This is a genomic window from Paraburkholderia sp. (genome assembly GCF_049581445.1).
Lineage (GTDB): Bacteria > Pseudomonadota > Gammaproteobacteria > Burkholderiales > Burkholderiaceae > Paraburkholderia.
In genome coordinates this window covers 1-18,869 of the sequence record NZ_JBAURZ010000094.1, presented here as the reverse complement: position 1 = coordinate 18,869, position 18,869 = coordinate 1, and the positions used below count along the sequence as shown (strand labels likewise).

The window sequence follows — 18,869 nt, the reverse complement described above, 5'->3', positions numbered from 1 at the left end:
CCCGCCCGCCGAATATTGGCGGCGGTGACTTGCGGAACCACGAGATGGTACTGTTCGCCCACGCGTATGATGTCGTCGTTTGCGTGAACGTATCGAGCATTGTCAAAGGTCTTAGGAAAAAGGTTGCGAGATGATTTCTCTCAAGAACGTTTCGAAGTGGTACGGACAGTTTCAGGTGCTGACCGACTGCACGACGGAAGTCAAAAAAGGTGAGGTCGTGGTGGTGTGCGGCCCGTCCGGCTCGGGCAAGTCGACCCTCATCAAAACGGTCAACGGCCTCGAACCGTTCCAGCAGGGCGAAATTACCATCGACGGCCAGTCGGTCGGCGACAAGAAGACCAACCTGTCGAAGTTGCGTGCCAAAGTCGGCATGGTGTTCCAGCACTTCGAACTGTTCCCGCATCTGTCCATCACCGAAAACCTGACGCTTGCGCAGATCAAGGTGCTCGGCCGTTCGAAAGAAGAAGCAGGGGCGAAGGCGCTCAAGCTGCTGGACCGCGTCGGCTTGCGCGCTCACGCGGACAAATTTCCTGCGCAGCTATCCGGCGGTCAACAGCAACGGGTGGCGATTGCACGCGCGCTTTCGATGGACCCGATTGCCATGTTGTTCGACGAACCCACCTCGGCGCTCGATCCGGAAATGATTAACGAGGTGCTCGACGTGATGGTCGAACTCGCGCAGGAAGGCATGACGATGATGTGCGTCACGCACGAGATGGGCTTCGCGAAGAAGGTCGCACATCGCGTGATCTTCATGGACAAGGGCTTGATCGTTGAAGACGATCGCAAGGAAGATTTCTTTGCGAATCCGAAGTCCGATCGGGCCAAGGACTTTCTGGCGAAGATCCTGCACTGAGGCAGACGTAGTAACCCGCGCCGGGGTTTGTCTCCTGGATGCGATAGAGACTAAAAAGCCGCTTCGTTGATGAAGCGGCTTTTTGTTTGGTGCGGTTCTGACTGGCTGCGTTGGCTTACGTTGAGGTTCACTCAGGATTCAAACGCTGCTGCATCGTCCGCCGCCTCGACATCGAGCGTGGCAGGTTCGCTGGCCACCGGATTGCGAATCGCAATAGTCATGGTCGAGGCCGATGCTGACGCCGAAGCATCCGTCTCCCGGTTGCGCAGCTTTTCGAGCACGACGGGAGGCACGGGCACATTCAGGCGGCTCACGACATCACCATGCTGGAACATCAGCAGATCGCCGGGTTCGAAAGCAGTCCACACTTCGTTGTCCGTAAGCGGCTGGGTGGCGATCACCGCGACGCGATCTTCCGGCGTAGTGTATTTCGCGAAATCGATCGATACGTCCGCGTCGACCAGATGCGCGGTCGAGAAGGGCCAGCGGCGCACGATGTAATGCAGATGCGTGGAGCAGTGCGCGAACAGCGCCTGACCATTCGACATCAGGAAATTGAACACGCCGAACTGCGTGATTTCGCGCGTGAGGGTGCCAAGCGCAGCGAACAGTTCGTCGAGCGGCGGTTGTGAGCCTGGGAAGGTCTTACGCAGACCTTGCAGCAACGCGCAGAACGCCAGCTCGCTGTCCGTGGTGCCGACCGGCTGGTACACGCCGGTCAAAAACGGTGAATAGTCCTTGAGATCGCCGTTGTGCGCGAAGATCCAGTGACGCCCCCACAGTTCGCGCATGAACGGATGGCAGTTCTCCAGCAGGATATTGCCTTGCGTTGCCTTGCGGATGTGCGCAATAGTGTTCTTCGACTTGATCGGGTAGCGCTTGACCATCTCTGCGATTGGCGAGGTGGCCGACGCTTGATGGTCGATGAAGAGGCGGCAGGCTTTGTCCTCAAAGAAGGCGATGCCCCAGCCGTCAGCGTGATGATCGGTGACGCCGCCACGCGCCGCGAAGCCGGTGAACGAGAACGTGACGTCCGTTGGCGCGGCGCAGTTCATTCCGAGAAGTTGGCACATGTTGCTGATGCGGAGCCGGTGCGGATGCCCCGCTAAGGGCAACCCGTTACAATGATGATTTCCAAGCATATCACCGAGCCAGGCGCGTCAATTAGCTAATTTGACGGGTGTTGAGGCCGCAACGTTGCGGTTTGTCCACGTCATTGCCACCTGCTTTTTGCCGTGCCAGGTTCGTCAACTTCTTGCCATGACTGCCTCCACTGCCTCCCTCGATTCCCTGACGTTCGCCCGCCCCGACGACTGGCACCTGCACGTGCGCGACGGCGCGATGCTCGCGGCCGTCCTGCCGCACACCGCGCGCCAGTTCGGCCGCGCGATCATCATGCCGAACCTGAAGCCGCCCGTGACGACCACGGCCATGGCGCAGGCGTATCGCGAGCGCATCATTGCCGCGATTCCGGCAGGCGTAAAGTTCGAGCCGCTGATGACGCTGTACCTGACCGACAACACGCCGCCCGACGAGATTCGACGGGCACGCGAAAGTGGCTTCGTACATGGGGTGAAGTTGTATCCGGCGGGGGCGACCACCAATTCGGATGCGGGCGTGACCGACATCATGAAGTGTGCGAAAACGCTCGAAGTCATGCAGGAAGCCGGTATGCCGCTGCTGGTGCATGGCGAGGTCACGGACGCCTCGATTGACCTGTTCGATCGCGAGAAGGTCTTTATCGACCGCGTGATGACGCCGCTGCGCCGCGATTTTCCGGCGCTGAAGGTGGTCTTCGAACACATCACGACGAAAGACGCGGTGGACTATATCCGCGAAGCCGGTGCAGCACCTGAACTGCTCGGCGCGACGATCACCGCGCACCATCTGCTGTACAACCGCAATGCCATCTTCCAGGGCGGCATTCGTCCGCACTACTACTGCCTGCCGGTGCTCAAGCGTGAGACGCACCGGGTGGCGCTGGTGGAGGCGGCGACTTCGGGCAATCCGCGTTTCTTCCTCGGAACGGACAGCGCACCGCATCCGAAGGGACTCAAGGAACATGCATGCGGCTGCGCGGGTTGCTACACGGCGCTGCATGCGCTGGAGCTGTACGCGGAAGCCTTCGATCAGGCGGGGGCGCTTGAGCGCCTCGAGGGCTTCGCCAGCTTCTACGGCGCGGATTTCTACGGCCTGCCGCGCAGCAGCGAACAGGTGACGCTGCGCCGCGAGCAATGGACGCTGCCGGCCGAACTGCCGCTGGGCGATACACCGGTCGTGCCGTTGCGCGGCGGTGAGCCGATCGGCTGGCGACTGGTCTGAGCGGGAGGCGGGTGGTGTCGCAAGACACGCCGATGGCAAACGCGCCGCCACCGTCCGAAACACCTGGCCCACGGCCCGCTACGCAGACGCATAAGCCGAGCTTTGCGGCCATTGACTGGTCAATGCCATGGTTCGCGCAGTTTGCCACGCGAGGCGTGCGCTGGCAGCTGGCCGCGATAGCGGGCGAGACGCAGTTGCTTGCGGCCATGAACGCGGACGCGGCGCAGGTGCTTCAGCATACCGGTCGTGGCGAGCGCCTCGCTTTCATCGCCCAGGACGAGTTGCCGCCGGGGGCGGCGTATGAGGCGCATATCGCGGCAACGGGTTGTGTGCCGACCCGTCACAATCTGCATGACTTCTTCAACGCATCGGTCTGGTTTGCATTTCCGCGCATCAAGGCGGCGTTGAACGCACGTCAGTCCGAGGCGATTGATCTCCTGGGCGTGGGTCCGACGCGCGGTGGCGTGCGGGACGCGCTGACTTTATTCGATGAGAACGCGTTGTTGTTTGCGTGCGCCGATCCTGCGCTAGGGACCGCATTGCGCGGCTTCGACTGGCGAACCTTGCTGGTTGCGAACCGTGCGGCCTGGGGTGCGGCTTGCGAAGTGCGCTGCTTCGGTCACGCGTTACTGGAAAAGTTGATCGCGCCTTATAAGGCGTGCACGGGGCACGCGTGGATTGTCGACGTGCCGCGGGCATACTTCTCATGGTCCGAGGCGAGCCGCGACGCATGGCTTGATGAGGCCGTGAGCGGCGCGCTTCTAACGAATACTGAATTGACGAGCCGCGTATTTGCGCCGTTGCCCGTGTTGGGCATTCCGGGCTGGTGGCCCGCCAACGAGGCGCCGCTTTTCTATGAAGATGCAACGGTTTTTCGCGCCGGACGCCGGGCGCGTTAAGTATCCGTTGGACCGGCGCATCGTCTGAGTGCCAACTACGGATCAAGGGCGCATCAATTGGCCTGCTCGTTGCGTTAGCTATTTGATCCGGTATCAGTCAATTTCCATCCCTTTGGCGGCAGTGCATCTCTCGGGTGTTAAAATCCCCGCCAGCAAAGCAGGCCAGGCAGTCGCGGCCTCTGCGGCTTCGGTCAAAGAGGGCGAGGAAAGTCCGGACTCCACAGGGCAGGGTGATGGCTAACGGCCATCCGTGGTGACACGCGGAACAGGGCAACAGAAAGCAAACCGCCGATGGCCCGGCGCAAGTCGGGATCAGGTAAGGGTGAAACGGTGCGGTAAGAGCGCACCGCGGCTGCTGCGAGGCAGACCGGCACGGTAACCTCCACCCGGAGCAATTCCAAGTAGGCAGGCGCGCATCTTCGAGATGCAGGACGGGGCCCCCGTATCGTCTGCGGGTAGGAAGCTTGAGCGCGTCAGTAATGACGCGCCTAGAGGAATGGCTGCCACGCGCGCGGCGCTTCGGCGCGGTGTGTGCACAGAATCCGGCTTATCGGCCTGCTTTGCCACTGAATAGAAAAATGCCGGCGTCCGTGAGGACGTCGGCATTTCTTTTTTGGGCGTGATACTTACGGGGGCCGAGGTACTGCGTTCGGGGCGCTGGCGCGCGGGTTCGCGCCACAGTGCAAAACTCAGCCCGCCACGATATCGAACGAGTGGGTCAGTTCTGCCGTCTTGGCGAGCATGATCGACGCAGAGCAATACTTGTCGTGCGACAGGTTGATTGCCCGTTCCACGGTGACCGGATTCAGGTTCTTGCCGGTTACGGTGAAATGGAAGTGGATCTTCGTGAACACTTTCGGGTCTTCGCTGGCCCGCTCGGCCTTGAGCGTCACGGAACAGCCGGCAATCTCCTGGCGGCTCTTCTTCAGAATCATCACCACGTCGTATGCAGTGCACCCGCCGGTGCCTAGCAGAACCATTTCCATCGGCCGCGGGGCCAGATTGCGGCCGCCGCCTTCCGGCGCGCCGTCCATGGCGACGAGGTGACCGCTACCCGTTTCGGCGGCGAACGCCATGCCGTCTTGCCCCATCCAGCTAACTTTGCATTCCATGCCAGTACTCGCTTGCCTGTATTCGAGATGGTCATTGTAGCCCGTCGCTTACGCGTTCGCCCGAGGGTACCTCAGCGCGGCGATATGCTTGATCGGGGCTTGCGTGTTGCACTGCGGCATGGTTTTGCGATGCGGGATTTCCCCAGTGTGGTTAGGGGTTTTACTCTACTTTTTTGCCTTAAGAGGGTAGGAAGATGAGTGGTATGCGATTGATTGTAAAAGAGTTTATGGCGTTCGTGCCTCGCTATTCTGCTTTTTGCATTATGAAATCGTGTTTCGCAATGCAAATAATCTTGCGTCGCACAAGGTCGCCTCATATAATCGTTTTCATTGGTTGCCGTTGTTCGACAACCTCCGCATGTCTCCTCCACCCTCCTCCTTTGGTGGATTAAACCCGAACCGCTCGTTCGGGTTTTTTTTCGTCGTTCGGTACGCGTGTTTGGTGCCTCGAAAACGGCGATTGCCCGGCGGCTCGACCTGATCCGCCACCCGGCATTTCGGCCCACGACCGTGAGTGAGAAATCTGCCTTTGTCTTCTCGCTGCTCCGCCCGGTTTGGCTAAACCCGGCAAGTTTTGACTTGGATATAGAATTTCCTTTATAATCCAAGGCTTTTCCGCATTCGTGCCCGCGGAGGAAGAACAGGGAGAGCCTGCACGCGCCTCGATGCGCACACTACAAGCAGGAAAAAAACACAGGGCGCAGCAATTATTTTTGGATCGATCATGAAGACGTTTTCCGCAAAAGCCCATGAGGTTACGCGTGAATGGTACGTGATTGACGCGACGGATAAGGTTCTCGGGCGTGTCGCCAGCGAAGTGGCACACCGTCTTCGCGGCAAGCACAAGCCTGAATTCACTCCGCACGTCGACACCGGTGATTTCATCATCGTTATCAACGCCGGCAAGCTCCGTGTCACTGGCAACAAGTCCACGGACAAGAAGTACTATCGCCACTCGGGCTACCCGGGCGGTATCTATGAAACGACGTTTGGCAAGATGCAAGAACGCTTCCCGGGCCGTGCGCTCGAGAAGGCGGTCAAAGGCATGCTGCCGAAGGGCCCGCTCGGCTACGCGATGATCAAGAAGCTGAAGGTCTACGCCGAAGCAACGCATCCGCATTCGGCACAACAGCCGAAAGCGCTCGAGATCTAAGGGGAGCCCACATGATCGGTAACTGGAACTACGGCACGGGTCGCCGCAAGAGCGCCGTCGCACGTGTCTTCATCAAGGCTGGCAAGGGCGATATCGTTGTGAACGGCAAGCCCATCGCCGATTACTTCTCGCGCGAAACGTCGTTGATGATCGTGCGTCAGCCGCTGGAACTCACGAACCACGGCGTTACGTTCGACATCAAGGTCAACGTGACGGGTGGCGGTGAAACGGGTCAAGCCGGTGCGGTTCGCCACGGCATCACCCGCGCGCTGATGGACTACGACGCAACGCTGAAGCCGGAACTGTCGAAGGCTGGCTTCGTGACGCGTGACGCTCGTGAAGTGGAACGTAAGAAGGTCGGTTTCCACAAGGCACGCCGCAGGAAGCAATTCTCGAAGCGTTAATCGCTTCGGTGCGCTCTGGTTTTCGGGCCAGGCCACTGCAAAAGCCGCCAACGTACGCGTTGGCGGCTTTTTTCGTATTGGCGCGCGGCTCGCGGCGGACCGTGTGGTCGAGCCGCGATCCTGGCTGTAGAGAACCCATTGATTTTGTGGGCTTCGGCACGATATTGAGATCAGCCCTACAATAGCGGTTAGAAGCTTTTTTGGAGAGTTCGAATGAACGCAGTCACCGACACCCCTGTGACCGAGATGCCTAGCCCCTTCGTTTTTACCGACGCAGCGGCTGACAAGGTCAAGCAGCTGATCGACGAAGAAGGCAACCCGGAGCTGAAACTGCGCGTATTCGTGCAGGGTGGCGGCTGCTCGGGCTTTCAGTATGGTTTTACCTTCGACGAAGCGGTCAACGAAGACGATACCGTGATGAACAAGAGCGGCGTCCAGCTGCTAATCGATTCGATGAGCTACCAGTATCTGGTAGGCGCTGAGATCGACTACAAGGACGACATCAATGGCGCCCAGTTCGTGATCAAAAACCCGAACGCCACGACCACCTGCGGTTGCGGTTCGTCGTTCTCGGTGTGATTGGCTGAAGACAGCGCGCGTAGTACACGAAACGGGGCCTTGGCCCCGTTTTTTATTGCCACGACGTTCTGACGCTCGTCTCATGTCCTCGGCACCTTCTTGAAGTGCCCGGTCAGGTCGCGCCTCAGCGACCGCGTGTCAGCGCGGATAAATCGCGCCCAGCACGCGCTCGCCTGCAGCACCGGTGACGGACGCCAGATTTCCCGGTTCACGCGCCACACAACGCATTGCAAGCCACGCGAAAGCCAGCGGTTCCACCTGATTGGGCGGCACGCCGAGCGCCTCGGTGGTCAAAACCGGCACGCCGCTCACCCCGGTATCCTCCAGCGCCGACTGAATCGCCTTCATCAATTCGGGGTTACGCGCTCCGCCGCCGCATACATAGACCGCGCGGGCGTCCGACGCATGCCGTTCGATCTCGCGCGCGACCGTAATAGCCGTCAAAGCAACGAGGGTCGCCTGGACATCTTCCGGCGCCACCGCGGCAAACGGCTGTAGTTTCGCGTCGAGCCAAGCGGGGTTGAACAAGTCGCGGCCGGTACTTTTCGGTGGTTGTTGTGTGAAAAACGGCTCGTCGAGCAGTGCGTTCAGCAACTGCCGATATACCTGGCCACGCGCCGAGAATTGCCCGTTCTGGTCGTAGGGCTTGCCGAGATGCCTTTGCGCCCACTCGTCGAGCAGCGCGTTGGCGGGCCCGCAGTCGAAGCCGCGCACGCTGCCGGCCGCATTGAGAATGGTGATGTTGCTGATGCCGCCCAGATTGCAGACCACGCGGGTTTCGCCCTTGGCACCGAACACGGTTGCATGGAAGGCGGGCACCAATGGCGCGCCCTGGCCACCCGCGGCCACATCGCGGCTGCGAAAATCGGCGATCACGTCGATGCGCGCCATCTCCGCCAGCAGCGCGGGGTTGTTGATCTGACGTGTGTAGCCCTTTTCCGGACGGTGCCGCACGGTCTGTCCGTGAACGCCGATCGCCCGCACGTCCGCCGCCGACAGATTGCCGGCGCGCAGCAGTTCGTGACAGCAGACGGTATACCGGGTGGCGAGGGCATTGGCTGCCAGCGCTTCACGCTCGATTTCGTTCTCTCCCGGCTGCTGAAGGCCAAAGAGGGCGTCCCGCAGTCCCTCGGCGAAGCCAACAAAGGCCTCGGCGAGGACGACCGGCGGCTTGCCCTTGGCGAATTCGACGGCCACGCCGTCCACGCCATCCATGCTGGTGCCCGACATCAATCCGAAATAGATGCCGTCCGCAGTGGTTTCTTGCGCCAAGTTGCTGCTCCTGTCAGTCATGGGTGGTGAACCGTGTTAGCAGATTAGCAGCGCAAGCGCCCTGGAGGTAGTGCCTGTACCTGTGCCGCGAGCATTCTGGTGCGAGATCCGTCGGCGCAAAGCGCGGAGCTTCGAGGCCATTAGATGGCCATTGCGGCGCGGTTTGCGCCTGAACGCGGCCGTTCCGCCCACGTTGGCGGACGCGGCGGTGCGCATCTATGGGACAATCTCCCTTTTTGCGACCTCACGTTCCAGCATGAGCACCGAGTCCCCGTCCAAGCCCAATCCCGCCTTTCCGATTACCGATGAAGTTCGTCACGCGCTCGCCGTTACAAAGCGCGGTGTCGACGAACTGCTGATCGAAGAGGAATTCGCACAGAAGCTCGCGAAGAGCGCGGCCACCGGCACGCCGTTGCGCATCAAGCTCGGTCTCGACCCGACGGCGCCCGATATCCATATCGGCCATACCGTCGTGCTGAACAAGATGCGTCAGTTGCAGGATCTTGGCCACACGGTGATTTTTCTTATCGGCGACTTTACTTCGCTGATCGGCGATCCGTCCGGGCGCAACGCTACGCGTCCGCCGCTCACGCGTGAACAGATCGAGTCCAACGCCAAGACCTACTTTGAGCAGGCCGCACTGGTGCTGGATCGCGAGAAGACCGAGATTCGCTACAACAGCGAATGGTCGATGCCGCTCGGCGCCGACGGTATGATCAAGCTCGCGTCGCGCTACACGGTCGCCCGTATCCTTGAGCGCGAAGATTTCACGAAGCGGTATCAAGGCGGCCTGCCGATCTCGATTCACGAATTCCTGTATCCGCTGATGCAGGGTTACGACTCGGTTGCGCTCAATGCGGACCTCGAACTCGGCGGCACCGATCAGAAATTCAACCTGCTGGTGGGTCGCGAGTTGCAGAAGCAATATGGCCAGGAGCAGCAATGCATCTTGACCATGCCGCTGCTCGAAGGGCTCGACGGCGTTGAGAAGATGTCGAAGTCGAAGAACAACTACATCGGTATCAGCGAAAAGCCGGCCGATATGTTCGGCAAGCTGATGAGCATCTCCGATGTGATGATGTGGCGTTACTTCGAACTGTTGTCGTTCCGCCCCATGGACGAGATCGCTGGCTTCAAAGGTGAAATCGAAGCGGGTCGTAATCCGCGTGACTTCAAGGTCATGCTCGCGCAGGAGATCGTTGCGCGCTTCCATTCGCAGGCCGACGCTGAGCGCGCGCTGGAAGATTTCAACTACCGCGCGAAGGGTGGTGTACCTGACGATATCCCGGCGGTTTCGCTGGCTGGCGCGCCGCTCGCGATCGGGCAATTGCTGAAGCAGGCCAACCTGGTTCCTTCGACTAGCGAAGCCTTGCGCAATATCGAACAGGGCGGCGTGAAAATCGATGGCACGACGGTGTCTGACAAGGGTCTCAAGGTCGAAGCGGGCGAGTACGTCGTGCAGGTCGGCAAGCGCCGCTTCGCCCGCGTGACGTTGACGGCGTGATCGGACATCGCGTGTTTTTGCGTGCGGTGCGCGATACGCGTGACGAAGGCGGCGTGCGCGACCTGCATTGCGGGATGGATGAGTGCGGCGGCGCCGCGATGACCAGGTTATTCAAGTTATTCGCGCTACTCACCGCTGCCGTTAGCGCCACCCGCCCGGAGCTTCAGGCGTGATCGCGCTGATCCAGCGCGTGAGGCGTGCGGAAGTGCGCGTCGGTGAGCGGGTGACGGGCTCCATCGAAGCGGGCCTGCTTGCGCTGGTGTGCGCCGAACGTGGCGATACCGACGCGGCGGCGGATCGATTGCTGGCAAAAGTGCTCGGCTACCGGGTCTTCAGCGATGCCGCCGGAAAGATGAATCTTTCGGTGCAGAATCTGGACGGCACAGGACGCGCTGGCGGCCTGCTGCTGGTCTCGCAGTTCACGCTGGCTGCCGATACGAATAGCGGTCTGCGCCCCAGCTTTACGCCCGCCGCGCCGCCGGATGAGGGCAAGCGCCTGTTCGATTACTTCGTGGCGGCCGCCCGCGCGAAGCATCCTGTTGTCGAAACGGGCGAATTTGGCGCGGATATGCAGGTCTCGCTCGTGAACGATGGGCCTGTAACGTTCTGGTTGCAAACACACGCATAACTGGCCACGACGCCATTCACTCTCATGTCCACGCAGATTCTCTTTATCCGGCACGGTGAGACCGACTGGAACCGCATCAAGCGCATCCAGGGCCACATTGACATTCCGTTGGCGAAGACCGGCGTAGAGCAGGCTCAGCGACTTGCACAGCGCATTGCTGACGAAGCCGCGCAAGGCAGCCGTCTGGATGCGATCTACTCGAGCGACCTGCAGCGCGCACAACAAACCGCCCAGCCTATCGCGGATGCACTCGGTTTGTCATTGCAGCTACGGGAAGGCTTGCGCGAACGGTCGTATGGCGCTTTCGAGGGCTATGACCGGGATCAGATTGCCGAGCGCTACCCGGACGAATTCGAGCACTGGCAAACCCGCGACGGAGGCTTCGCGCCGCCAGCGGGTGAATCAATGCGTGCGTTCTATCACCGCGTGATGGATACGGTTGCGCCAATCGTCGCGGCGCATCCTGGTGGGCGTATTGCGTGCGTCGCTCACGGTGGCGTGCTCGACTGCGTCTACCGGTTTGCCCGTGACCTCACACTCGAGGTGCCGCGCGACTATGCGCTGCTCAATACGAGCGTCAATGTGGTGGATTTCAACGCCGGCAAAGCAAAGGTGGTGTCGTGGGCCGACGTTTCGCATCTGGACGCACCGAGCGACGACGACACGCTCCGCCGTATGCCGGAACCGGGCCGTTGAGCGGGCCGGTTCAAGAACCCTGTCCGCGGTTGGCGGGCGCATAGAGTTGCCCTGCTTGGGCCACGCGGCGTAGGGCCGCGCAGTCAGAGACGTGATGCCGCGACACGCCGTCGCGCGCGCTTTGACACGCCGTTCGTCAGTGCCCAGCGGATCACCGGTGCAACCAGCTTCACGCCCGGTCGCACCAAAGTCCGGCGCATGCCGGCAAGGGCGTCAAAGCCGAGCATGTCCTGCGCCCAAGGCGGCAGAAGATCGATCCCGGCGTTGAGCATCAGCGTACCCGCAGGGCGCATTGCCACGCTTGGCGGCCGCGCGCTCATCAGAATTCTCACGACCTCGCGGGTCCTGCTGCTGCTTTCCAACTCGGGACGCATGCCTAGCAGATACGCGTCGATTTCCGCCCGTGAGCGCGGGATGTCGACGGCCCCCAGCATCTCGGCAATGCGCGCCGTCTCGGCGAAGTACTGATCCTGTTCGGCGATCGGCAACGCATCGTTCACATAATGCAGATGCGCCGTCATAAAGCTCGACACTTCGGCAACATGCACCCAGGTCAGCAACGCGGGATCGCTCGCCTGATACGCGCGGCCGTCAGGCAGGGTGCCCGTTACGCCAAGATGAATTTGCCTGACCCGCTCGATCAATGCGAGCGCGTCGTTCCGGCTTCCGTACGTGGTCCCGGCGATGAAGGTAGCGGTGCGGCGCAGCCGTCCGAGAATATCGCTGCGAAACGACGAGTGATCCCACACGCCTGCGAGTGCCAGCGGATGCAGCGCCTGCAGCAGCAACGCACTGATGCCGCCCGCCATCATCGCGGTGAAGTCAGCGTGGATTTTCCAGCAGATTGCATCTGGGCCGAAGAGGCCTGGGTCGCCGGGCGGCGAGGAGTAATCGAGTGTGGGGCCGCTGCCGGTTGTCAGGTGGGTGACGCCGTTTGCCAGCCTCGAACGCACTCGCGTAACGAGCCGTCGCGCAAGGCCCCCGCGCTCCACGTTCTGGCTGTGCTGGCTGGCTTGATCGGACATCGCAGGTGGCTTCCTTACGCGACGCTCGATCGTTTCACGAGGCCGCCGAGTCCCACAGATCGCGTACCGGGTTTGACGAATCGGGCGCAGCGAGACCAAAGTGACGATAGGTCAGCAGTGTGGCAACACGACCGCGCGGTGTGCGCTGCAGAAAGCCTTGCTGGATCAGGTACGGCTCCAGCACGTCTTCGATGGTGTCGCGCTCTTCACCAATGGCCGCTGCCAGATTGTCCACGCCGACCGGGCCGCCATCGAATTTATGCAGGATTGCTTCAAGCAGTTTGCGGTCCATCAGATCGAAGCCGACCGCGTCCACGTCCAGCATCTTGAGGGCGGCGTCGGCCACTTTAGCGGTGATATTGCCGTCGGCCTTCACCTCGGCGAAGTCGCGCACGCGGCGCAGAAGCCGGTTGGCAATCCGTGGCGTGCCCCGGGCGCGCTTGGCGATTTCAAAGGCGCCGTCCGGATGAATCTGCGCGTTGAGCAGCGACGCCGAACGCGTGACGATGCGCGCCAGTTCCTCGGCGGTGTAGAACTCGAGCCGCGAGACGATGCCGAAACGGTCACGCAACGGGTTGGTCAGCATGCCGGCGCGGGTAGTGGCGCCGACCAGCGTGAACGGCTGCAGATCGAGCTTGACGCTGCGCGCTGCGGGCCCTTCGCCGATCATGATGTCGATCTGATAATCCTCGAGCGCCGGATACAGAATTTCCTCGACAACCGGCGAGAGCCGGTGGATTTCGTCGATGAAGAGCACGTCGTTCTTTTCGAGGTTGGTCAGCAGCGCCGCGAGGTCGCCAGCGCGTTCGAGCACGGGCCCAGACGTTTGCCGAAGATTGACGCCCATTTCGCGCGCGATGATGTGCGCGAGCGTGGTCTTGCCAAGACCCGGTGGCCCGAACAGCAGTACGTGATCAAGCGACTCGGAGCGGCGCTTGGCGGCCTCAATGAAAATCTCCAACTGGCCACGGACCTTTTCCTGCCCGACGTACTCGTCGAGCTGACGCGGGCGCAACGCGCGCTCGAACGCTTCTTCGTTCGGCGACACGGGCGTGGCAGCGATGATGCGCTCAGCGGCGAGTTTGTCGGTTTCGATCATGCAGTCATTGTACCGCGCTGCGCCCGCTACAGAAGCTGGCCAAACGGCCAGGGTGCAGGACGCCTTGGAGTGTGCGAAGCTTCACTCCAACGTTTGTGGGCGTGCGCTGTGGCCCCTCGAGAGGACAGTGGCGTGCACCATCCTCGAAATGCCGCGCTACGCCTTGGAGAGTGCCTTCAACGCGAGCTTGATGCCCTCAGAAACACCCGTGCCCGCGGGCACATTCTTGACGGCTGCAAGCGCTTCTTTTTCGGAGTAACCCAATGCCAGAAGTGCGTTCAGGATATCGGAGGCATGGTCGGATGCCGATGCCGCGCCCGCCATTGCGCCCAGGTCGGCGCCGAGCTTGCCCTTCAGTTCGAGGAGGAGCCGCTCCGCCGTTTTCTTGCCGATGCCAGGCACGCGGGTGAGGCGCGCCGCGTCCTGCATCGTGACCGTTTGCGCCAGTTCGCCGACGCTCATGCCTGATAGCACGGCGAGCGCCATGCGTGCGCCAATGCCGCTGATCTTCAGCAGTTCACGGAAGGTGGCGCGCTCCGGCACGGTGGCGAAGCCGTACAGAAGATGGGCGTCTTCGCGCACGATCATCTGGGTTAGCAGGACCACCCGCTCGCCGGTCGAGGGCAGGTTGTAGAACGTGCTCATCGGCACATCGACTTCATAGCCGACACCGTTACAGTCGACGAGCAGGTGCGGCGGGTTTTTTTCCAGCAGGACGCCGGCAATGCGACCGATCATGGCGAATTCAATGGTGAGAGAAAGGGCGAGTGTAGCGCAGGGTGTGGGCGTCGGGCCCATCGACGCCGCTGAAACCGTGTTTAGGCGCTGCGCCCGGCGATTCGGGCAGAAGGCGAAACGTGTCGGCGCACAACAACCGCAACTCTACCCAACCAGGCGTCCGCGCCGCACCCTCAACCCCTTCTTCGCCAGCGACGGCGCGATACCACCCAGCGTGCTAAGCGTGCTGCGGCCGTGCGCGTGACAAATCGCCATTCCGAGGGCGTCGGCGGCGTCGGTGCCCGGCACGCCGGAGAGGTTGAGCAGGCGTACCACCATCTGCTGCATCTGCTCCTTGGTGGCGCGGCCATAGCCGACCACGGCCTGCTTCAATTGCAGCGCGGTGTATTCGGCCACCGGCACGCCGCCCGCCACCAGCCCGCAGATTGCGGCGCCACGGGCCTGACCGAGCAGGAGCGTAGATTGCGGATTGACGTTGACGAAGACCTTTTCGATCGCCGATTGATCGGGCGCGTGCTGGCGGATCAGCGTTGAGATGCCTTCGAAAATCGTGCCGAGACGGGAGGGCAGATCGGCGTCAGCGGTCTTGATGACACCGCTTGCCACGTAGCTCAACTGATGGCCGTTCTGGTCGATTACGCCAAAACCGGTGACACGCAAGCCAGGGTCGATGCCGAGAATTCTCATGAGGTGCGTTACGAACGAAGTGCTTGCGATACTACAACGAACGGGTGGCGCGGCGGACGCCGCACAATGACGAAGCCGCAATAAATGCAGTGGCCGGACTGTCCAACGAGAACCTCAGGGACGTGTGCATATGGAACGCTATCGAAATCTCAGTGGGAAATCAGGCGTTGGCGCCTACGCAATCGGCGACGATTTCATCGCGATTCGCTTCATCTCGGGCGTGATCTATTGGTACACAGTTGAGAGCGTTGGGGTCCAACACTTCGCCGAAATGAAGAGGTTAGCGACGCAAGGGCGGGGGCTTGGCACCTACATCAGCACGCATCCTGAGGTAAGCGCTGGTTACGCCAACAGAGAACCCGATGAGTGAGCCTCCTACCGGGTCCGCAGCCCACCAAAAGAAACAGGCCCGGCAGACGAATCTGCAGGGCCTGTTTGCGGGGGGCAGCAAGACCGGCGCGGCAACTTCCAAAGAGAAGCACCACGCCGCCGCTCAAACCCGAATCAGTGCCGGAAGTGACGCACGCCGGTCAGTACCATCGCGATGTTATGTTCGTCCGCAGCCGCAACCACTTCATCGTCGCGCATCGAACCGCCCGGCTGGATCACGCAGGTCGCGCCTGCTGCCACGACGACGTCGAGGCCATCGCGGAACGGGAAGAACGCATCCGACGCCACCGCCGAACCGGCGAGCGTCAAGCCCGCGTTCTGCGCCTTGATGCTGGCGATACGCGCCGAGTCGACCCGGCTCATCTGGCCCGCGCCCACGCCGAGCGTCATGCCGTTGCCGCAGAACACGATAGCATTCGACTTCACATACTTCGCGACGCGCCATGCGAACAGCAGATCGTCCATTTCCTTCGGAGTCGGGTGACGCTTCGTCACGACGCGCAGTTCATGCGGTTGCACGTTGTGCGAATCGAGCGACTGCACCAGTAGACCGCCGCCCACACGCTTCAGGTCGAACGCGTTATGGCCTTCGCCCAGCGCGATTTCCAGCAGACGCACGTTCTGCTTGGCCGCGAACACCTGGCGAGCGGCAGCGCTGAACGACGGCGCGATCAGCACTTCGACAAACTGCTTGCTGACTGCCAGCGCAGCCGTTTCATCCACTTCACGATTGAAGGCGATGATGCCGCCGAACGCGGAGGTCGGATCGGTCTGGAACGCCTTCGCATAGGCTTCGTTCGCGTCGGCGCCGATTGCCACGCCGCACGGGTTAGCGTGCTTGACGATCACACAAGCCGGCACGTGGAATGTCTTCACGCATTCCCACGCCGCATCGGAATCGGCGATGTTGTTGTATGAGAGTTCCTTGCCCTGCAACTGCTCGTAGTTCGCGAGCGCACCGGCCGGTACCGTCAGGTCGCGGTAGAACGCGGCGCTCTGGTGCGGGTTTTCGCCATAGCGCAGATCCTGCACCTTGTCGAAGGCCAGGTTGAAGGTCGCCGGGTACGTGTTGCGCGACGAGTGCAGCAGCTCTTCGGTCAGGCTCGTGAGGTAGTTCGTGATCGCACCGTCGTATTGCGCGGTGTGCGCGAACACCTTGGTGGCCAGACGGAAATTCGTCTTGTACGAGACCGCATTGCCGTTGCCGCGCATTTCGTCGAGCACGGTGACGTAGTCTGCCGGGTCGACCACCACCGTCACGTCGCGGTGATTTTTCGCGGCGGAGCGCAGCATGGTCGGGCCGCCGATGTCGATATTCTCGATCGCGTCTTCAAGCGAGCACTCTTCCTTCGACACGGTCTGCACGAACGGATACAGGTTCACCACCAGCAGATCGATAGTGGGGATGTCATGTTTCTCAAGCGCGGCCATATGTTCCGGCAGATCGCGGCGCGCGAGGATGCCGCCGTGCACCTTCGGATGCAGGGTTTTCACGCGCCCGTCGAGCATTTCCGGGAAGCCCGTGTAGTCGGCCACTTCGGTGACGGGCAGGCCCGCGTCCGCGAGCAGCTTCGCGGTGCCGCCGGTGGACAGGATCTTGACGCCGAGCTGCGAAAGCGATTTGGCGAAATCGACGATGCCGGACTTGTCGGAAACGGAGATGAGCGCTTGCTTGATCATGATGAAGAATGAAAAGCCGGTTGGGACGTGGCAGGACGCCTGAAACTACAACGAGCTACAGCAAACCGTGCTGTTGCAGCTTCTTGCGCAGCGTATTGCGGTTAATGCCGAGATACTCGGCGGCCAGCGACTGATTGCCGCCCGCCTGCTCGAGCACCACCTCGAGCAACGGTTTTTCGACACACGAAATAACCATGTCGTAGACGTCATGCGGATTGGAGCCGTCGAGGTCCTGGAAGTACATCCCCAGGCTGTCGCGGACTGATTGTTCAATATTATTCTTGCTCATGCTGCTAGTCGGTCGGTATGGTCCGGCTCGCCGTTCGGGTTGACATCCTCTTCCACGTAGACGAGGCGGTCGGAGAGCGCCTTTTGGGCGTCGAAGAACTCGTTGACGGCGAGTAGTTGTTCGCGCGTCGTGTCCAGCGTATTCATACGGTGACGGAACACGTTGGCGCCAGAAAGGCCGCGAGTGTACCAGCCGATGTGTTTGCGCGCAGTGCGTACGCCCGTAAACTCGCCATAGAAGGCGTAGTGATCTTCCAGGTGTTCGTTCATGACCAGCTGGATTTCGTCGATGCGCGGCGGCGGCAGCAACTCACCCGTTTGCAGGAAATGCTCGATTTCGCGGAACAGCCACGGTCGCCCTTGTGCCGCGCGGCCGATCATGATGGCATCCGCGCCGGTGGCGGCGAGCACATCACGCGCCTTTTGCGGCGACGTAATGTCGCCATTGGCGACCAGCGGAATGCGCACGGCCGCCTTCACCGCGGCAATGGTTTCGTACTCGGCGTCGCCGTGATACAGGTCCGCACGGGTACGGCCATGCACAGTCAGCATGGCGATGCCGGCATCTTCGGCAAGCCGCGCCACGCTCAGGGCATTCTTGTTGTCGCGGTTCCAGCCCGTGCGGATTTTCAGCGTGACCGGCACGGCGTCCGGACCCACGCCCACCGCACCCACGACTGCCTCGACAATGCGCTGCACCAGCGGCTCGTTCTGCAGCAGGGCTGAACCGGCGGCGACATTGCACACCTTCTTGGCCGGGCAGCCCATGTTGATATCGATGATCTGCGCGCCGTTGGCCACGTTGTAGCGGGCGGCCTCGGCCATCATGACCGGATCGGCGCCGGCGATCTGTACGGAAATGGGTTCCACCTCGCCCGCGTGATTGGCGCGGCGCATGGTTTTCTCGCTTTTCCACAATTGCGCGTTCGAGGCGACCATCTCCGACACGGCATAGCCCGCGCCCAGCCTTTTGCAGAGCTGGCGGAACGGCCGGTCAGTCACACCGGCCATGGGGGCGACGAACAGGTTGTTGCGCAGATTGTGGGAGCCGAGAGTGGGCATGGCAGGAACGCAGCGGCCGGAAACGGGTTGCTCCGGACAGACGCGAAATACGAGAGAAAACCGCTATTTTAGCGTTAACAGGATGCCCACACCCGCCGAGACTTAGACGTAACCCATTAAATCTTCTATGAAAGTGGGGCCGGTCATAGACCGCGCCGAGGTAGGGCAGAGACGGCGGCGATGATGATGGCCGCGGAGCAGGCGGCGCCATCATCGCCGCCGCGTTCAACCGTGTCGCTGGACCTGAGGCTCAGCGACGCTGCCCAAACATCATTTGCCGGGCCAAGGCGGTTTTGACCGACGGCACAAATTCGAGCGCGGTGAGGGCGAGCCCGCGCAAGGTGGCGAGCGGTGGGAAGTCGACGGTAAAGAGGCGTGCCAGCGTATCGGTGGCGCCGATCGTCATGCGCCGGTCCAGCGCTCGGCGCTGGGCAAAGGCCGCCAGTGCCAGCGGCGTCGCGCCATGCTGTGAGAG

Annotated in this window: 21 protein-coding genes, 1 other RNA gene and 1 pseudogene; 12 read left to right on the top strand and 11 right to left on the bottom strand. The window is 61.5% G+C overall.

The genetic code is table 11. The features are described from left to right. The first annotated feature begins 130 nt into the window (after positions 1 to 130). Entirely contained in the window at positions 131 to 856 is a 726-nt protein-coding gene (locus WCA85_RS08370; protein WP_424062795.1) for an amino acid ABC transporter ATP-binding protein, read from the top strand. A 131-nt stretch (positions 857 to 987) separates the two neighbouring features. Here WCA85_RS08370 and WCA85_RS08365 read toward each other — a convergent pair whose 3' ends face one another. Further along, entirely contained in the window at positions 988 to 1,929 is a 942-nt protein-coding gene (locus WCA85_RS08365; RefSeq protein ID WP_424062794.1) for a class II glutamine amidotransferase, read from the bottom strand. Between the two features lie 187 nt (positions 1,930 to 2,116). On the opposite strand from WCA85_RS08365, the gene pyrC reads away from it, so the two are divergent. The 3 genes from pyrC (at position 2,117) to rnpB (ending at position 4,643) form a co-directional block, all read left to right on the top strand. Continuing rightward, the gene (gene pyrC / locus WCA85_RS08360; protein WP_424062792.1) at positions 2,117 to 3,178 is read left to right on the top strand and encodes a dihydroorotase; all 1,062 of its coding nucleotides are present in this window, start codon (positions 2,117 to 2,119) and stop codon (positions 3,176 to 3,178) included. A 122-nt stretch (positions 3,179 to 3,300) separates the two neighbouring features. Then, the gene (locus tag WCA85_RS08355) at positions 3,301 to 4,077 is read left to right on the top strand and encodes a DUF3025 domain-containing protein (RefSeq protein WP_424062832.1); all 777 of its coding nucleotides are present in this window, start codon (positions 3,301 to 3,303) and stop codon (positions 4,075 to 4,077) included. Between the two features lie 154 nt (positions 4,078 to 4,231). Then, positions 4,232 to 4,643, top strand: an RNA gene (gene rnpB / locus WCA85_RS08350) — RNase P RNA component class A. 123 nt (positions 4,644 to 4,766) lie between these two features. Here rnpB and WCA85_RS08345 read toward each other — a convergent pair. After that, positions 4,767 to 5,189: an OsmC family protein gene (locus WCA85_RS08345; RefSeq protein ID WP_424062791.1), complete on the bottom strand. Its 423-nt coding sequence runs from the start codon at positions 5,187 to 5,189 to the stop codon at positions 4,767 to 4,769. A 724-nt stretch (positions 5,190 to 5,913) separates the two neighbouring features. Between WCA85_RS08345 and rplM the strand changes: the two genes are divergently transcribed. The 3 genes from rplM to erpA all read left to right on the top strand — a co-directional run bounded on the left by rplM (position 5,914) and on the right by erpA (position 7,325). Continuing rightward, positions 5,914 to 6,342, top strand: coding sequence for a 50S ribosomal protein L13 (gene rplM, locus WCA85_RS08340; RefSeq protein WP_074262452.1), 429 nt, complete (start codon positions 5,914 to 5,916; stop codon positions 6,340 to 6,342). A gap of 11 nt (positions 6,343 to 6,353) precedes the next feature. Beyond that, a complete protein-coding gene (gene rpsI / locus WCA85_RS08335) occupies positions 6,354 to 6,746 on the top strand; it encodes a 30S ribosomal protein S9 (RefSeq protein WP_011489810.1) in 393 nt (130 codons plus the stop codon). 213 nt (positions 6,747 to 6,959) lie between these two features. Then, on the top strand, positions 6,960 to 7,325 hold the full coding sequence (erpA, locus tag WCA85_RS08330; RefSeq protein WP_074262450.1) for an iron-sulfur cluster insertion protein ErpA: 366 nt from the start codon (positions 6,960 to 6,962) through the stop codon (positions 7,323 to 7,325). Between the two features lie 138 nt (positions 7,326 to 7,463). Here the strand turns inward: erpA and WCA85_RS08325 are convergent, their stop codons facing one another. Beyond that, entirely contained in the window at positions 7,464 to 8,597 is a 1,134-nt protein-coding gene (locus tag WCA85_RS08325) for an anhydro-N-acetylmuramic acid kinase (RefSeq protein WP_424062789.1), read from the bottom strand. Between the two features lie 256 nt (positions 8,598 to 8,853). On the opposite strand from WCA85_RS08325, the gene tyrS reads away from it, so the two are divergent. The 4 genes from tyrS to WCA85_RS08305 are packed head-to-tail and all read left to right on the top strand — an operon-like array spanning position 8,854 to position 11,425. Next, the gene (gene tyrS / locus WCA85_RS08320; protein WP_424062788.1) at positions 8,854 to 10,101 is read left to right on the top strand and encodes a tyrosine--tRNA ligase; all 1,248 of its coding nucleotides are present in this window, start codon (positions 8,854 to 8,856) and stop codon (positions 10,099 to 10,101) included. Positions 10,102 to 10,112: 11 nt separating this feature from the next. After that, positions 10,113 to 10,274: a hypothetical protein gene (locus WCA85_RS08315; protein WP_424062787.1), complete on the top strand. Its 162-nt coding sequence runs from the start codon at positions 10,113 to 10,115 to the stop codon at positions 10,272 to 10,274. Continuing rightward, entirely contained in the window at positions 10,271 to 10,729 is a 459-nt protein-coding gene (gene dtd / locus WCA85_RS08310) for a D-aminoacyl-tRNA deacylase (RefSeq protein ID WP_424062785.1), read from the top strand. Before WCA85_RS08315 ends, dtd begins: the two co-directional genes overlap by 4 nt. Positions 10,730 to 10,753: 24 nt before the next feature. Continuing rightward, the gene (locus WCA85_RS08305) at positions 10,754 to 11,425 is read left to right on the top strand and encodes a histidine phosphatase family protein (RefSeq protein ID WP_424062784.1); all 672 of its coding nucleotides are present in this window, start codon (positions 10,754 to 10,756) and stop codon (positions 11,423 to 11,425) included. An 83-nt stretch (positions 11,426 to 11,508) separates the two neighbouring features. Here the strand turns inward: WCA85_RS08305 and WCA85_RS08300 are convergent, their stop codons facing one another. The 4 genes from WCA85_RS08300 to ruvC form a co-directional block, all read right to left on the bottom strand. Then, the gene (locus WCA85_RS08300) at positions 11,509 to 12,450 is read right to left on the bottom strand and encodes an oxygenase MpaB family protein (RefSeq protein ID WP_424062782.1); all 942 of its coding nucleotides are present in this window, start codon (positions 12,448 to 12,450) and stop codon (positions 11,509 to 11,511) included. A gap of 34 nt (positions 12,451 to 12,484) precedes the next feature. After that, a complete protein-coding gene (gene ruvB / locus WCA85_RS08295) occupies positions 12,485 to 13,549 on the bottom strand; it encodes a Holliday junction branch migration DNA helicase RuvB (protein ID WP_424062780.1) in 1,065 nt (354 codons plus the stop codon). A gap of 156 nt (positions 13,550 to 13,705) precedes the next feature. Beyond that, positions 13,706 to 14,287, bottom strand: coding sequence for a Holliday junction branch migration protein RuvA (ruvA, locus tag WCA85_RS08290; RefSeq protein WP_424062778.1), 582 nt, complete (start codon positions 14,285 to 14,287; stop codon positions 13,706 to 13,708). Positions 14,288 to 14,431: 144 nt separating this feature from the next. Beyond that, complete coding sequence (ruvC, locus tag WCA85_RS08285; RefSeq protein ID WP_424062777.1) at positions 14,432 to 14,974, bottom strand: crossover junction endodeoxyribonuclease RuvC; 543 nt, start codon at positions 14,972 to 14,974, stop codon at positions 14,432 to 14,434. 130 nt (positions 14,975 to 15,104) lie between these two features. Between ruvC and WCA85_RS08280 the strand changes: the two genes are divergently transcribed. Beyond that, a complete protein-coding gene (locus tag WCA85_RS08280; RefSeq protein WP_424062775.1) occupies positions 15,105 to 15,344 on the top strand; it encodes a hypothetical protein in 240 nt (79 codons plus the stop codon). A 134-nt stretch (positions 15,345 to 15,478) separates the two neighbouring features. On the opposite strand, the gene purH is transcribed toward WCA85_RS08280, so the two are convergent. From purH to WCA85_RS08260, 4 genes and pseudogenes are all read right to left on the bottom strand, one after another. Beyond that, on the bottom strand, positions 15,479 to 17,044 hold the full coding sequence (gene purH / locus WCA85_RS08275) for a bifunctional phosphoribosylaminoimidazolecarboxamide formyltransferase/IMP cyclohydrolase (protein WP_424062774.1): 1,566 nt from the start codon (positions 17,042 to 17,044) through the stop codon (positions 15,479 to 15,481). A gap of 55 nt (positions 17,045 to 17,099) precedes the next feature. Beyond that, a complete protein-coding gene (locus WCA85_RS08270) occupies positions 17,100 to 17,333 on the bottom strand; it encodes a Fis family transcriptional regulator (RefSeq protein WP_007180440.1) in 234 nt (77 codons plus the stop codon). Beyond that, positions 17,330 to 18,394, bottom strand: coding sequence for a tRNA dihydrouridine synthase DusB (gene dusB / locus WCA85_RS08265; RefSeq protein WP_424062770.1), 1,065 nt, complete (start codon positions 18,392 to 18,394; stop codon positions 17,330 to 17,332). Before dusB ends, WCA85_RS08270 begins: the two co-directional genes overlap by 4 nt. Before the next feature lie 250 nt (positions 18,395 to 18,644). Beyond that, positions 18,645 to 18,869 (bottom strand): annotated as a pseudogene (locus tag WCA85_RS08260) (UbiH/UbiF/VisC/COQ6 family ubiquinone biosynthesis hydroxylase); the annotation flags it as partial.